Genomic DNA, 13565 nt, shown 5'->3' on the forward strand with positions numbered 1-13565 from the left:
GATGCAACCGGAAGTTTACAGGAAAAAACCCAAACGCAACTGCAAATTGGTTTCAGTTGCGCTTGGGTTTTGATATGTTATAGCCACCTTGAGAGGAGGCAGAAACCATGAGTTTTGGGACGAACTTACAATTTCTGCGGGACCGGGCCGGGATGACCCAGGAGGGACTGGCCGAGGCCCTTCAGGTGTCCCGGCAGTCGGTGAGCAAGTGGGAGTCGGATACCAGTTTTCCAGAAATGGAAAAATTACTGGTGCTGTGTGAGCTGTTCCACACCGACCTGGACACCCTGCTGCGGGGGGATGTGCGGGCCAATTATCAGACCGACACCGTTGGATACGACCGTTTTATGAACTGGTTCTCCAATTGGATCGCCATGGCGACAGGGCTTATCATCCTGTCGGTGGGGGGCGCGTTGGCCCTCTATGGTGCAGTGGGTATGCCGGAGAATTGGATGGCGGCGGTGCTCATCTCGGGCATCGCGGTGGCGGTGGCCATCCTGGTGGTGGCCGGCATCCGCTACGACCGCTTCGAGAAGGAGCATCCGGTCCTTCAGGACTTTTATACCAAAGAGCAGCGGGACCGGTTTCTGAATCGCTATCCCTTTTTGATCGCCCTGCCCATCGTGCTCTTTTTCCTGGCGGTGGTGTGGCTCATCCTGCTGGGGGAGCGCGCAGAGCAGCTGGGCGAGCGGGCGGAGGCCATTCTGGTGGGGGTCTTTCTGACCGCGGTGGCTCTGGGCGTGGCAGTGTTGGTATGGGCTGCCCTGCGGAAGGGTAAGTATGATATTGCTCAGTGGAACAAGCAGCACGACCCCAGCCCGGAGGCGGTAGCTCAACGGAAGAAAGTGGGCAAGGTGTGCGGGGCCATCATGCTGGCCGCCACCGTGGTCTACATGATCCTGGGCTTTGGTTCCATGGCCCTGGAAGGGGACTACGGCGGAAGCTGGGGCTGGGCTTGGGGCTGGATCGTCTATCCCATTGCCGGTGTGATCTGTGCGCTGGCTTCCCATCTGCTGGGAGAAGAGGATGAGTGAGAATAAGTGCCTGTCTCTGGTGAGATGGGCACTTTTTCTTGCGCCAAAAATAGCTGTTGACAGATGACCATCTATGGAGTATGATCTACACATCGAAAAAAATCGATTGATTGGAGGGGAGACCATGGACCGCCATGCTGAGGACGCCAGAATATTTAAAGCCTTTTGCGACCCCAACCGGCTGAAAATTCTGGAGTTGCTCCGTGGAGGAGAGAAGTGCGCCTGCGTGCTGCTGGAAGACCTGGAGATCAGCCAATCCACCCTTTCCTACCATATGAAGATCCTTTGTGATTCCGGTGTGGTGGTAGGGCATCCAGAGGGAAAGTGGATGCACTATGCCATCAGTGAGGAGGGCGCCCAGCGGGCCCGGGGGCGGCTTCAGGCTCTTACCAACAGCGGGGACGCTTCTGATACAGGGTGTGTTTGCCGAAAATAAAGCCATCGTTCGGACGGTGGCTTTTCTTATGAACGTCATATCGATATATTTAGAACTATGAATGTATCTGCTGGAAAGGGGATAGTCAGATGGATTTTTTAAGCGCTTTTGGCCGGTTTCTCCAGGACCAAGTCCTGGGTATGCAGTGGCTCAGCGGGTGGATCGGCGCCATACTGGAGGCGATTGGTCTGGAGCTGGACAGCACACTGGGCGGCTGCCTGCACTTTTTCATTTACGATACCATCAAAATTTTTATTCTGCTGTCGGTGTTGATTTTTGGCATATCTTATCTGCAAAGCTACTTCCCGCCTGAACGGACCAAGCGCATCCTGGGACGGCTTCACGGGCTTGGGGCCAATACGGTGGCAGCCCTTTTGGGCACGGTGACCCCCTTTTGTTCCTGCTCTTCCATTCCGATTTTTATGGGATTTACCAGTGCCGGACTGCCTGTAGGGGTGACCTTTTCCTTCCTCATCTCCTCGCCCATGGTGGATCTGGGCTCGCTGGTACTGTTGATGAGCATTTTTGGCGCCCGTGTGGCGGTGGTGTATGTGGTGCTGGGCCTGGTGGTGGCGGTGATTGGAGGCACGCTGCTGGAAAAACTGGGAATGGACCGGTATGTGGAGGACTTCATCAAAAATGCACCCAATATTGAGTTGGAAAGGGAGAAGCTGACGCGCCGTGACCGGGCGGCCTACGCCAAAGAGCAGCTGCTCAGCACCATCCGAAAGGTGACGCCCTATATTTTGATCGGGGTGGCCATCGGCGCAGTGATCCACAATATGATCCCCCAGACCTGGGTGGAAACGGCATTGGGCAGCCGTAATCCAGCGGCGGTAATTCTGGCTACCCTGGTGGGGGTACCCATGTACGCCGATATATTTGGTACCATCCCGGTGGCGGAGAGCCTGCTGTTTAAGGGCGCCAGCCTGGGGACCATCCTGTCCTTCATGATGGCGGTGACCACCCTGAGCCTGCCTTCGCTTATCATGCTGAAAAAGGCGGTGAAGCCCCGGTTGCTGGCGGCTTTTATTGGAATCTGTACGGCAGGTATCATCCTGGTAGGTTATTTCTTCAATTTCTTTCAGCATTTTTTCATTCTCTAAAGACCACATGAAATCACATATGGAGGTAAATTGTAATGGGACTGTTTGGATTCGGCAAGAAGGAAAAGAACAGCTGCTGCTGTGCCTGCGGCTGCGGCGGCAGCGCCGCGCCTGAGCAGGCGGAGGCATCCATCCTCATCCTGGGTTCCGGCTGCCAGAACTGCCGGACGCTGGAGGCAAATACCCGGGCGGCGCTGGAGCGGATGGGAGACACACAGTCTACCATCGGCCATGTCACCGACTTCACCCAGATCGCTCAGTACGGGATCATGACTACGCCCGGCCTGGTGGTGGATGGAAAAGTGGTGTCCTATGGTAAGGTGCTCAAGCCGGAGGAAATTGAGGCTCTGCTGAAAAAGGTGCGGGGCTGATCGGCACAACAAAAGGGCTGCCGCCAGATTTGGCGGCAGCCCTTTTGCTGCACGAATGAGATTACAGGTTGGCATCCAGCACGGCGGTGTAGGCCTGGGGAGGCATGACACCCACCTTGCGGTCGAACTCCTTGCCGTCCTTCAGGAAAATGACGGTGGGGATACTCATGACGCCGAAGCGCATGGCCAGGTCGGGCTCGTCGTCCACGTTGACCTTGCCCACCAGGGCTTTGCCCTCGTACTTGCCCGCCAGATCCTCCATCACGGGGGAGAGCATCTTGCAGGGGCCGCACCAGGAAGCCCAGAAATCCACCATGGAGATACCATTGGAAACCGCCTTGTCAAAAGCCTCATTGGTCAGATGAATGATAGACATAGATAACATCCTTTCTCTGTATCAAATCAATTTGAATTACTCATGTGGTCTACGTATTCCGCAGCCCGCAGGCCGGCCACCAGACCTTCGCCCACGGCTTTGGATACCTGGAGCGGGAGGCCAGTGCAATCGCCGGCGGCAAAGACGCCGGGTACACTGGTAGCCATGTTCCGGTCTACCTGGATATATCCGCCCTCCAGTGCCAGGCCGGGGAGCAGATCGGCGGGAGCCACCGAGGGCCGGAGGATGAACACACCCTCGCAGGGAATGGTGGTGCTGCCGGCCCGGAGGGCCTCCACCTTGGCCCCGCCGGTGATCTCCACCTTGGGAGCCTTCACATAGGGAATGTCGGGCCGCAGGCCGTCGGGGGCCTTGTCGCTGACGTAGGTGACCTTGCATCCCAGCTCCTGGAGGTAGTTGGCCTCCTGAGGCGCGTCGGCGGCTTTGCCCACCACAACGACCTCCTTGCCCCGGTAGAGCATTCCGTCACAGGTGGCGCAGTAGCTGACGCCACGGCCCAGATACTCCGCCTCGCCGGGGTACTTGCTGGCCCACACCACGCCGGTAGCCAGAATGATCGCCCGGGCCTGTTCCATCTCAGAACCGATGCTGAGATAGAATGTGTCGCCCATGGGCATGATATTCAGAACACGGCCCTCTTTTCGTTCGGCTCCCATTTCACGAGCGTGGGCGTGGAACCGATCCAGCAGTTCCTGTCCGCTGGCTTGGGGAAAGCCCAGGTAGTTTTCGATGCGTGGAGTTTTATAGAGGGGATTATCCCGGTCGTCACCGCCCACCACCAGCACCGATTTATTTCGAACCCGTGCCTGGACGGCGGCCGACAGGCCGGCAGGGCCGCTGCCGATTACTGCGATGTCGTACAATGGTATTCCTCCTCACACTCTCCGAACAGAGCGGCAATCACAGCCGCTGTCTGAGGATCGGAGACCTCGTAATAGACCTCGTTGCCCGAACGGGCCGCCTTTACGATACCAGCGGCCTTCAGGCGCATCAGGTGCTGGGAGATGCAGGACTGGGACTGGCCGGTATTGGCCTCCATACAGCCCACGTTGCGGCAGCCGCAGTGGAGCAGGCCCCGGACGATCCGCAGTCGGACGGGATGGGACAGGGCCTTCAGCAGCTCCGCCTTCTCCAGATAGATGGAATCCGTACCTTCCATGGGATCACCTCCCTGTCTTGATCTGTATATTATTATATTCAAATATTCTAATATGTCAACCCCTTTTTTCCTACTTTTTTTCCGGGACTTTTCGACAGGGGAGGTTGACATGACTAACTACTGGTGCTATACTACACCCCAGGGGGGTGTCTGACATGATGGCAGACCAGAAAACAGTCCTCCGGCTGCTGCGTACCGCCCGGGGACAGATTGACGGAATTATAAAAATGGTGGAAGAGAATCGATATTGTATCGATATCTCCCAGCAGCTTATGGCTACGGAAGCTATTTTGAACCGTACCAATAAAGAGATCCTGGCAGCCCATCTCAAGCACTGCGTTCAGGAGGCGGAAACGCCGGAGGAGCGCAGCCAGAAGGTGGATGAGTTTATCGGCACGCTGGGCAAGATTTTAAAGTAGAAAGACGATATGGTGAGACCATGAAGCAAAAGTTCGATGTACAAGGCATGACCTGCGCGGCGTGTTCGGCTCATGTGGAAAAGGCCGTGTGCAAAGTGGCCGGCGTGGACGGGGTCAATGTGAGTCTGCTGGGCAACTCCATGGTGGTGGACTACGACGAGGGTGCCACCGACGCCGGGCAGATCATCCACGCGGTGGAGGAGGCGGGCTACGGCGCCTCCCTCCCGGCAGTCAAAGGAGTGACGGTCCAGCCTAAGCAGGTCAATAGGATGGAGGAAGAGGCCGCCGGTATGAAGCGGCGGTTTTTGACCTCCCTCATTTTCCTGGTGCCTCTCTTCTATATCGCCATGGGCCACATGATGGGCTGGCCTCTGCCCGCCTTTTTCCACGATCCGGGCAACGTGTTTGTGGTGGCTCTGATTCAGTTCCTGCTTACCCTGCCCATTATGTATATCAACGACAAATACTATAAGGTGGGCTTTAAAACCATGTGGCACCGCTCACCCAACATGGACTCCCTCATCGCGCTGGGGTCCTCCGCTGCCGTGATCTACGGCGTGGCCGCCCTGTTCCAGATCGCTTGGGGCCTGGGCCACGGAGATCAGGCCCGGGTGGACAAGTGGTCCATGGATCTGTACTTTGAGTCAGCCGGTATGATCCTCACGCTGATCACCCTGGGCAAGTGGCTGGAGACCCGGTCCAAAGGCAAGACCAGTCAGGCCATTACCCGGCTGATGGATCTGGCCCCTAAAACTGCCGCGGTTCTGCGGAATGGGGCAGAGGTGGAGATCCCGGTGGAAGAGGTAACGATGGGCGACCTGGTGGTGGTGCGTCCCGGCGGCCGCATCCCGGTGGACGGGATCGTGGTGGAAGGGAACTCCTCGGTGGACGAGTCCGCCCTCACCGGCGAGTCCCTGCCGGTGGAGAAAGGGGTCGGCGACCAGGTAGCCGCCGCTACCATCAATAAATCCGGTTACTTTGTGTTCCGAGCCACCCGGGTAGGGGAGGACACCACCCTGGCCCAGATGATCAAATTGGTGGAGGAGGCCTCTGCCTCCAAGGCTCCCATTGCCAAACTGGCCGACAAGGTGGCCGGGGTCTTTGTGCCGGTGGTGATTGGCATCGCCCTGGTGACGGCGGTGGTGTGGTTTGTCCTCACCCGGTCCATCGAGTCTGCCCTCACCGCCGGAGTGGCGGTGCTGGTGATCTCCTGCCCCTGCGCCCTGGGCCTGGCCACTCCGGTGGCTATCATGGTGGGTACCGGCAAAGGGGCGGAAAACGGCATCCTCATCAAATCCGCCGAGGCCCTGGAAACCCTCCACACGGTCCGTACTGTGGTGGTGGACAAGACGGGTACACTAACCCAAGGAAAACCGGCGGTCACCGACTGTATCCCGGCGGAAGGGGTGACGGAGGAGGAACTTCTATGCGTAGCGGCCTCTTTGGAGAAGCCCTCCGAACATCCGTTGGCCGATGCCATTTTGACCGAGGCAGAGGAGCGGAACATTCCTCTGGCTCCCATCCAGAACTTTGAAGCTCTGTCCGGACGGGGGGTCCGGGGCACGCTCCACGGTGTTCCCGTGCTGGCGGGCAACCGGGCCATGCTGGAGGAGGCGGGCATTTCTCTGGAAAGCTTTGGAGACAGGGGAGAAGCTCTGGCCCAAGGCGGCAAGACCCCGCTGTACTTTGCCGAGCATGGTAAGATATTGGGTGTGGTGGCGGTGGCCGATCCCCCCAAGCCCACCAGCGCCGCAGCCGTCCGAGGCTTCCGGGAGCTGGGCATCGACGTGGTTATGCTTACCGGCGACAACCGGCGTACCGCTGAGGCGGTAGGCCGGGAGCTGGGGGTAACCCAGGTCATTGCCGAGGTTCTGCCCCAGGATAAGGAGAAGGTCGTGGCCGATCTCCAGGCCCAGGGGAAGCGGGTGGCCATGATCGGCGACGGTATCAACGACGCCCCCGCGCTGGCCCGGGCCGATGTGGGTATGGCCATCGGGGCGGGCACCGATGTGGCCATCGAGTCGGCCGACGTGGTGCTGATGAAGAGCGACCTGCTGGACGCGGTCACCGCCGTGCGCCTGTCCAAAAAGGTGATTCGCAATATCAAGGAGAACCTGTTCTGGGCCTTTATTTATAACATCATCGGCATCCCGCTGGCCGCTGGGGTATGGTTCCCCATCACCGGCTGGCAGCTCTCTCCCATGTTCGGCGCCGCTGCTATGAGCCTCAGCTCGGTGTGTGTGGTGTCCAACGCCCTGCGTCTGAAGCTTTTCCGGCCCCTCCATCAGGAGGTACCGGCGGAGCAAATTGAAACAAAGAAAGGAACGAGTACCATGACCAAGACTATGACCATCAACGGAATGATGTGCGCTCACTGCCAGGCCCATGTGGAGAAGGCCCTTAACGCCATCGACGGTGTGACCGCCACTGTGGATCTGGCCGCCAAGACCGCCACCGTTACTCTGAGTAAGGATGTGGCAGATGAGGTATTGAAGAACGCTGTTACGGAAGCAGGCTACGAAGTGGTCTCCATTCAGTGACAAATTATGGCAAAGGAGCGGCGGAAGGCCGCTCCTTTGCCGTTTTTACTGGGAGAGGTAGGAAAACAGCGTTGAGAATTTGTAAAAATTGAATGGTTTGTGTAAATTGTAGGTTGCCCTTTTTTCGGGAACAGAGTATAATAAGACCAAGCTCAGGGAGGAGAAACAACGCCGTTGCAGACCGACCTGGGCGATTTGTGTGATATGAAAGGAAGGTAGATCACATTGAAGAAGTCTAAGAAGCTCCTTGCGCTGCTGCTCTCTCTTGCGATGATCGTGGGCCTGGCAGCCTGTGGCGGTGGTGGCGGTACCACCGAGACCCCCAGCGGCAACAGTGAGACTCCCGGCAACGTGGAGACTACCCCCGGCAACAGCGAGACCCCCGGCGGCGAGGCTGCCACCGATCCCGACTCCATTTCCGACACCATGACCTCTGAGGACGGCAAGTTCCAGGTGGCCTTCGTCACCGACGTGGGCCAGCTGAAGGACAAGTCCTTCAACCAGGGCACCTTCGACGGCGTGAAGCTGTATGCCGCCGCCAACGGCCTGTCCTACAAGTACTATCAGCCCGCCAACGCCAACGAGGCTACCGACGATGACCGCTACGACGCCATGAAGGCTGCCGTGGACGGCGGCGCCGAAGTGGTCGTGTGCGCCGGCTTCCTGCAGGAGGCCGCCCTGCGCAAGGCCGCCATTGACTTCCCCGAAGTTCCCTTCGTGTTCATCGACGGCTATCCTCTGACCGAGGATCCCGAGAATCCCGACAGCCCCATCCTGACCAACGTGGCCGCTATTGCCTTTAAGGAAGAGCAGGCTGGTTACCTGGCCGGCTACGCCGCTGTGAAGGACGGCTTCACCAAGCTGGGCTTCTCCGGCGGCGGCGGCGGCACCAACCCTGCCTGTTGCCGTTTCGGCTACGGCTATGTCCAGGGCGCCAATGACGCCGCCAAGGAACTGGGCACCACTGTTGAGATGAACTACTCCTGGCAGTACGGCGCTACCTTCTCCGGCTCCACCGAGCTGCAGACCATGATCAGCGGCTGGTATGCCAACGGTACTGAGATTGTCTTTGCCTGCGGCGGCTCCATGTTCCAGTCCATCGCCGCTGCCGCCTCCGCTAATGACAAGTACGTCATCGGCGTGGACGTGGATCAGTCCGGCGAGTCTGATTACGTTGTTACCTCCGCCATGAAGGGCCTGTCCGACGCTGTGCAGTGGGCCGTGGGCCACGTCTATGACGGCACCTTCAGCGAGATCGGCGGCGTTGCCACTTCTCTGGGCGTGGAGAACAACTCTGTGGCTCTGCCCACCGCTGACAGCTCCTGGCGGTTCGAGACCTTCACCGTTGAGGAGTACGAGGCTCTGTATCAGCAGATGCTGGACGGCTCTCTGGTTGTGGACGCCGACTATGAGAAGCTGGAGTCCACCGAGTGGAGCAACCTGACTCTGAACGTCATCTGATTATCAGTCCATCCGGAGGGCGCCCTGCGGAATTCCGCAGGGCGCTCTTTCTTTTTCCGCAGAAGGAGACTCAGAAATTGGAGAATAGAACAAATTTCTTGAGTTTCTCCTACCGATATTGTATAATAAAAACAACCAACTCACGGAGGAGGGCGGGATAAGGATTATGGAGACTGAGAACATCATTGAGATGCTCCACATTACCAAGGAATTTCCTGGTATCATCGCCAACGACGACATCACCCTCCAGCTGCGCAGAGGAGAGATCCATGCGCTGCTGGGCGAAAACGGCGCGGGAAAATCGACTCTGATGAGCGTGCTTTTCGGCCTGTATCAGCCGGAGGCAGGCGAGATCCGCAAAAATGGCGAGAAAGTAAAGATCAATAACCCCAACGACGCTACGGCGTTGGGCATCGGCATGGTGCACCAGCACTTCAAGCTGATCGACGTATTTACGGTGCTGGACAATATCATTCTGGGGGCGGAGACCACCAAACTGGGCTTCCTGCAGAAGAAAGAGGCCCGGAAAAAGGTGGAGGAGATCTCCAAGAAATACGGCCTGAGCGTGGATCTGGACGCCAAGGTGGAGGATATCACGGTCGGTATGCAGCAGCGGGTAGAGATTCTGAAAATGCTCTACCGGGACAATGAGATCCTCATTTTTGACGAGCCTACCGCCGTGCTGACTCCCCAGGAGATCGACGAGCTGATGGCCACCATGCGTGAGTTTGCCAAGGAGGGGAAGAGCATCCTCTTCATCTCCCACAAGCTGAACGAGATCATGGCGGTGGCCGATCGGGTCACCGTACTGCGCAAGGGCAAGTATGTGGGCACGGTGAATACCAAAGACACCGACAAGCAGTCCCTGTCCAATATGATGGTGGGCCGGCCGGTTCAGCTTCAGGTGGAAAAGACGCCTGCCACGCCCGGCGAGGTGGTGCTTTCTGTCGAGGGGATGACGGTGCCCTCTCATACCCATAAGCGCAATGCGGTCAATGACGTATCTTTCCAGGTCCGCAAGGGTGAAATCGTATGTATTGCGGGCATCGACGGCAACGGCCAGAGCGAACTGGTATACGGCCTTGCCGGTTTGGAGAAGTGCAGCGGCGGTTCCATCCAGCTGTGCGGAAAGGAAATCAGTCACTGCTCCATTCATCAGCGCGGGGAGAACATGAGCCACATTCCTGAGGACCGACATAAGCACGGCCTGGTTCTGGACTTTACCCTGGAGCAGAACATGGTACTTCAGCGATTCCGGGAGCCCAGATTCCAGCACCTGGGATTTATCAAGAGAGGCGAGGTACGCAAGTATGCCGAGGCCCTGATCGAGCAATATGACGTGCGTTCCGGCCAGGGACCGGTGACCATTGCACGGTCTATGTCGGGCGGTAACCAGCAGAAGGCCATCATTGCCCGGGAAGTGGATCGGGACAAGCCCCTGCTGATTGCGGTGCAGCCCACCCGCGGCCTGGACGTGGGCGCCATCGAGTATATCCACAAGCAGCTGGTGGCTGAGCGGGACAAGGGCCGTGCTGTGTTGTTGGTCTCCCTGGAGCTGGACGAGGTTATGAGTCTTTCCGACCGCATCCTGGTTATGTACGAGGGTGAGATCGTGGGTGAGCTTGACCCGAAGATCATCACCGTCCAGGAGCTGGGCCTCTATATGGCCGGCGCCAAGCGGACAGAGAAGGAGGGGAAAGGCGCGTGAAAGAGAGAGGTTCCACCTTACTACAAAAAGAGGGTACCAAATCGGTGCTGGCTTCGCTGATCGCCATCCTCATCGGCCTGGCAGTGGGCGCCATCATCATCCTGATCGTCGGTATCTTCAACCCCAGCTTGGGGATTAAGGGTGCGCTGGAGGGCGTTCAGCTGGTATTCGGCGGCCTGTTCAGCACCGGACGCAGCGCGGCTGGTGCCCTTACGTTCGGATTTAACTCCACCAACATGGGCAATATGCTCTTCCGGGCTACGCCTCTGATCCTCACCGGTCTCTCGGTGGCAGTGGCCTTCAAGACCGGCCTGTTCAACATCGGTGCACCCGGTCAGTATCTGATGGGTACGGCGGCCACTTTGATCCTGGCCCTATCTATCCCCACCAGCGTGGTGCCTGCTCCCCTGGTGTGGGTGATCGCTTTTGTGGGCGGATGCCTGGCTGGCGCCATCTGGGGTTGTATCCCCGGCCTGGTCAAGGCCTTCCTCAACATCAATGAGGTGCTGGCCTGTATCATGACCAACTGGATCGCCGCCAACCTGGTAACCTGGCTGTTTGACAACGGCAGCCTGTTTGCCAACCTCCAGAACCATGTGGAGAACACCAAGACGGCCTATATCTATAAGACTTCGTTCAACGGTGTGCAGACGGCCAAGTTGGGGCTGGACAAGATCTTCCCTGGCTCCCAGGTCAACGGCGGCATTGTGGTGGCGATCATCATTGCCATCCTGATCTTTATCCTGATGACCAAGACCACCCTGGGCTATCAGCTGAAGGCCTGTGGCGCCAACCGCCATGCCGCCCGGTATGCAGGTATTGCGGACAAGCGCAATATCGTGCTGTCTATGGCCATTGCCGGCGCTTTGTCTGGTGCTGCTGCCTCCCTGTACTACCTGTCCGGCAACACCGAGTTCTACTGGACTTCGGCCTATCAGTCCCTGCCTGCCATTGGCTTTAACGGTATCCCCGTGGCCCTGCTGGCGGCCAGCCATCCCATCGGCGTGATTTTTGCCGGCTGCTTCATGTCCATGCTGGATATCGTGGGCCTGCAGCTGACCAACCTGACCGCCTACAACGAGTATATCACCGATGTAATCATTGCCATCATCGTCTACCTCAGCGCTTTCTCTCTGGTGATCCGGATGCTCATCAGCGGCCATAAGAAGCGTAAGAATGCCAAGGTGCAGACGGTGGCCGCAACCACAGAGCCGCTTCCGGCGGATACACCGCCGGGCACGCCGCCGGATACGCCCCCGGACAGCGCCGCTGTGGAGGAAGGAGGCGGTGAAGCATGACGTTCCTCATTCAGCAGACTTTGATCTATGCCGTGCCTCTGATGATCGTGGCACTGGCCGGCGTATTCGCCGAGCGCAGTGGTATCATCAACCTGGCCCTTGAAGGTATTATGATCTTCGGTGCCTTTGCTGGCGTACTGTTTGTGCGGCTGATGCAGCAGGCTGGCTTCTATGTAGATGCCAAGGCTGCCGGTGACTGGGTAGCCCTCCAGGGCTTTATGATCCTGGCTATGGTAGTTGCCGCGGTGCTGGGCGCCATTTTCTCCCTGCTGCTCTCCTTCGCATCTGTGAATCTGAAGGCAGACCAGACCATCGGCGGTACCGCTCTGAACCTGCTGGCTCCCGCCCTGGTGCTCTTCTTCATCCGCATCGTGGCCAACCAGAACACCCTGCAGATGGCGGAGGGCGACGCGGCCAGCTACTTCATGATCAAAAAGAGCTTCTTTGGATACGGACGCAGCGAGGAGATGGGCTTCTTCGGCTCCACCTTCATTGATAAGACCTATCTGGCCACTTATATCTGCATCATCCTGTTTGTCATCCTGTCCATTCTGCTCTACAAGACCCGCTTTGGTCTGCGGCTGCGCTCCTGCGGTGAAAATCCCCAGGCTGCCGACTCTCTGGGCATCAATGTGTACAAGATGCGCTATGCTGGTACCACCATCTCCGGTGCCCTGGCCGGTATGGGCGGCTTTGTCTACGCCCTTACCACCGCCAACTGCGCCTCCACCGGCGAGGTGGCAGGCTTCGGCTTCCTGGCCCTGGCGGTTATGATCTTCGGTAACTGGAAGCCCCTGAACATCGCCGGTGCAGCCCTGCTGTTCGGCTTGTTCAAATGTATCGCCGCCTCTTACACCAGCATCGATATCAACGGTGACGGTGTGTTTATGCTGGCGGAGATCGGTGTCAGCCCCCATTTGTACCGGATGCTGCCCTACCTGATCACCCTGATCGTACTGGCCTTTACTTCCAAGAAGTCCAGAGCGCCCAAGGCAGAGGGTATTCCCTACGACAAGGGACAGCGGTAAATCACACACAGACGAAAGGGGCCATTCGGCCCCTTTCGTTTTGCATATTGGAAAAAGGAGAGATAAAACATGGTTACGATGGCACAACGGATCGAGGCCCTGCGGGACGAGGCGGGCCTGTCCCGCCCTGCCCTGGCGTCAGCCTTGGGTTTTCCCAAAAACGCCATTGAAAAGTTTGAGACTGGCCGTGCTACCCCAACTAAAGACCAGCAGGAGAAGATGGCGGCCTATTTTGGCGTGTCGCTGTTCTACCTGCGGGGGGAGAGCGGGGATCGTACTCGCCAGGAGGACTGGATGAGCGGCGGCCTGACCGCCGCGGAGGAGGAGCCGGTATATCGCCCCGCGGCGGTCAAGCGGCCCAAGGTGGAGCCGGCATCCAGCGGCGGGGGAGCCACTATGTTGGATGCCCTCTTCTCCACCAAGCAGGCCAAGGACCAGTTCAAGGCCATGGTGCTGGAGGTTCTTCGCTCTCCGGAGGGACAGGAGGTCATTGCCCAGGCGGTGTGGAAGGAGCTGGCAAAACGCCGCTGACAGGTTTCCACAGGCTGGAGAATGTGATATAATGTCAAAAAGCGCCGCCGCCGGCCGCGCATAGAACAGGGAGGTAC

Annotated in this window: 14 protein-coding genes; 11 read left to right on the forward strand and 3 right to left on the reverse strand. The window is 58.3% G+C overall.

Annotated elements, in window-relative coordinates:
- The first annotated feature begins 107 nt into the window (after nt 1-107).
- From B5G42_RS07880 to B5G42_RS07895, 4 genes are all read left to right on the forward strand, one after another.
- Nucleotides 108-1034, forward strand: a complete 927-nt coding sequence (locus tag B5G42_RS07880) for a helix-turn-helix domain-containing protein (protein ID WP_087268764.1) — start codon at nt 108-110, stop codon at nt 1032-1034.
- 124 nt (nt 1035-1158) lie between these two features.
- Nucleotides 1159-1470 (forward strand): ArsR/SmtB family transcription factor, encoded by a 312-nt coding sequence (locus tag B5G42_RS07885; RefSeq protein ID WP_087268767.1) that lies wholly within the window; start codon nt 1159-1161, stop codon nt 1468-1470.
- An 89-nt stretch (nt 1471-1559) separates the two neighbouring features.
- Nucleotides 1560-2576, forward strand: coding sequence for a permease (locus B5G42_RS07890; protein WP_087268770.1), 1017 nt, complete (start codon nt 1560-1562; stop codon nt 2574-2576).
- Between the two features lie 35 nt (nt 2577-2611).
- A complete protein-coding gene (locus B5G42_RS07895; protein ID WP_087188544.1) occupies nt 2612-2947 on the forward strand; it encodes a thioredoxin family protein in 336 nt (111 codons plus the stop codon).
- Nucleotides 2948-3008: 61 nt separating this feature from the next.
- On the opposite strand, the gene trxA is transcribed toward B5G42_RS07895, so the two are convergent.
- The 3 genes from trxA to B5G42_RS07910 are packed head-to-tail and all read right to left on the reverse strand — an operon-like array spanning nt 3009 to nt 4503.
- A complete protein-coding gene (gene trxA / locus B5G42_RS07900; RefSeq protein WP_087268774.1) occupies nt 3009-3323 on the reverse strand; it encodes a thioredoxin in 315 nt (104 codons plus the stop codon).
- A 26-nt stretch (nt 3324-3349) separates the two neighbouring features.
- Complete coding sequence (locus B5G42_RS07905) at nt 3350-4207, reverse strand: NAD(P)/FAD-dependent oxidoreductase (RefSeq protein ID WP_087268777.1); 858 nt, start codon at nt 4205-4207, stop codon at nt 3350-3352.
- Nucleotides 4189-4503 carry an ArsR/SmtB family transcription factor gene (locus tag B5G42_RS07910; RefSeq protein WP_087188541.1) on the reverse strand — a complete coding sequence of 105 codons (315 nt, stop codon included), beginning with the start codon at nt 4501-4503 and terminating at the stop codon, nt 4189-4191. The genes B5G42_RS07905 and B5G42_RS07910 overlap by 19 nt, the downstream gene beginning before the upstream one ends.
- 155 nt (nt 4504-4658) lie before the next feature.
- Here B5G42_RS07910 and B5G42_RS07915 point away from each other — a divergent pair, with 155 nt between their 5' ends.
- The 7 genes from B5G42_RS07915 (at nt 4659) to B5G42_RS07945 (ending at nt 13488) form a co-directional block, all read left to right on the forward strand.
- Nucleotides 4659-4922 carry a metal-sensing transcriptional repressor gene (locus tag B5G42_RS07915; protein ID WP_087188540.1) on the forward strand — a complete coding sequence of 88 codons (264 nt, stop codon included), beginning with the start codon at nt 4659-4661 and terminating at the stop codon, nt 4920-4922.
- A gap of 20 nt (nt 4923-4942) precedes the next feature.
- Complete coding sequence (locus B5G42_RS07920; protein WP_087268780.1) at nt 4943-7462, forward strand: heavy metal translocating P-type ATPase; 2520 nt, start codon at nt 4943-4945, stop codon at nt 7460-7462.
- A gap of 225 nt (nt 7463-7687) precedes the next feature.
- Nucleotides 7688-8923 (forward strand): BMP family lipoprotein, encoded by a 1236-nt coding sequence (locus B5G42_RS07925; RefSeq protein ID WP_087268783.1) that lies wholly within the window; start codon nt 7688-7690, stop codon nt 8921-8923.
- A gap of 166 nt (nt 8924-9089) precedes the next feature.
- Nucleotides 9090-10631 (forward strand): ABC transporter ATP-binding protein, encoded by a 1542-nt coding sequence (locus B5G42_RS07930; RefSeq protein WP_087268786.1) that lies wholly within the window; start codon nt 9090-9092, stop codon nt 10629-10631.
- On the forward strand, nt 10628-11929 hold the full coding sequence (locus tag B5G42_RS07935) for an ABC transporter permease (protein ID WP_087268789.1): 1302 nt from the start codon (nt 10628-10630) through the stop codon (nt 11927-11929). Before B5G42_RS07930 ends, B5G42_RS07935 begins: the two co-directional genes overlap by 4 nt.
- Nucleotides 11926-12957: an ABC transporter permease gene (locus tag B5G42_RS07940; protein ID WP_087188535.1), complete on the forward strand. Its 1032-nt coding sequence runs from the start codon at nt 11926-11928 to the stop codon at nt 12955-12957. The genes B5G42_RS07935 and B5G42_RS07940 overlap by 4 nt, the downstream gene beginning before the upstream one ends.
- Nucleotides 12958-13035: 78 nt before the next feature.
- Entirely contained in the window at nt 13036-13488 is a 453-nt protein-coding gene (locus B5G42_RS07945) for a helix-turn-helix domain-containing protein (protein ID WP_242961168.1), read from the forward strand.
- Nucleotides 13489-13565 lie beyond the last annotated feature (77 nt).

It is taken from the genome of Flavonifractor sp. An91 (assembly GCF_002159225.1).
Classification (GTDB): Bacteria; Bacillota; Clostridia; order Oscillospirales; family Oscillospiraceae; genus Flavonifractor; species Flavonifractor avicola.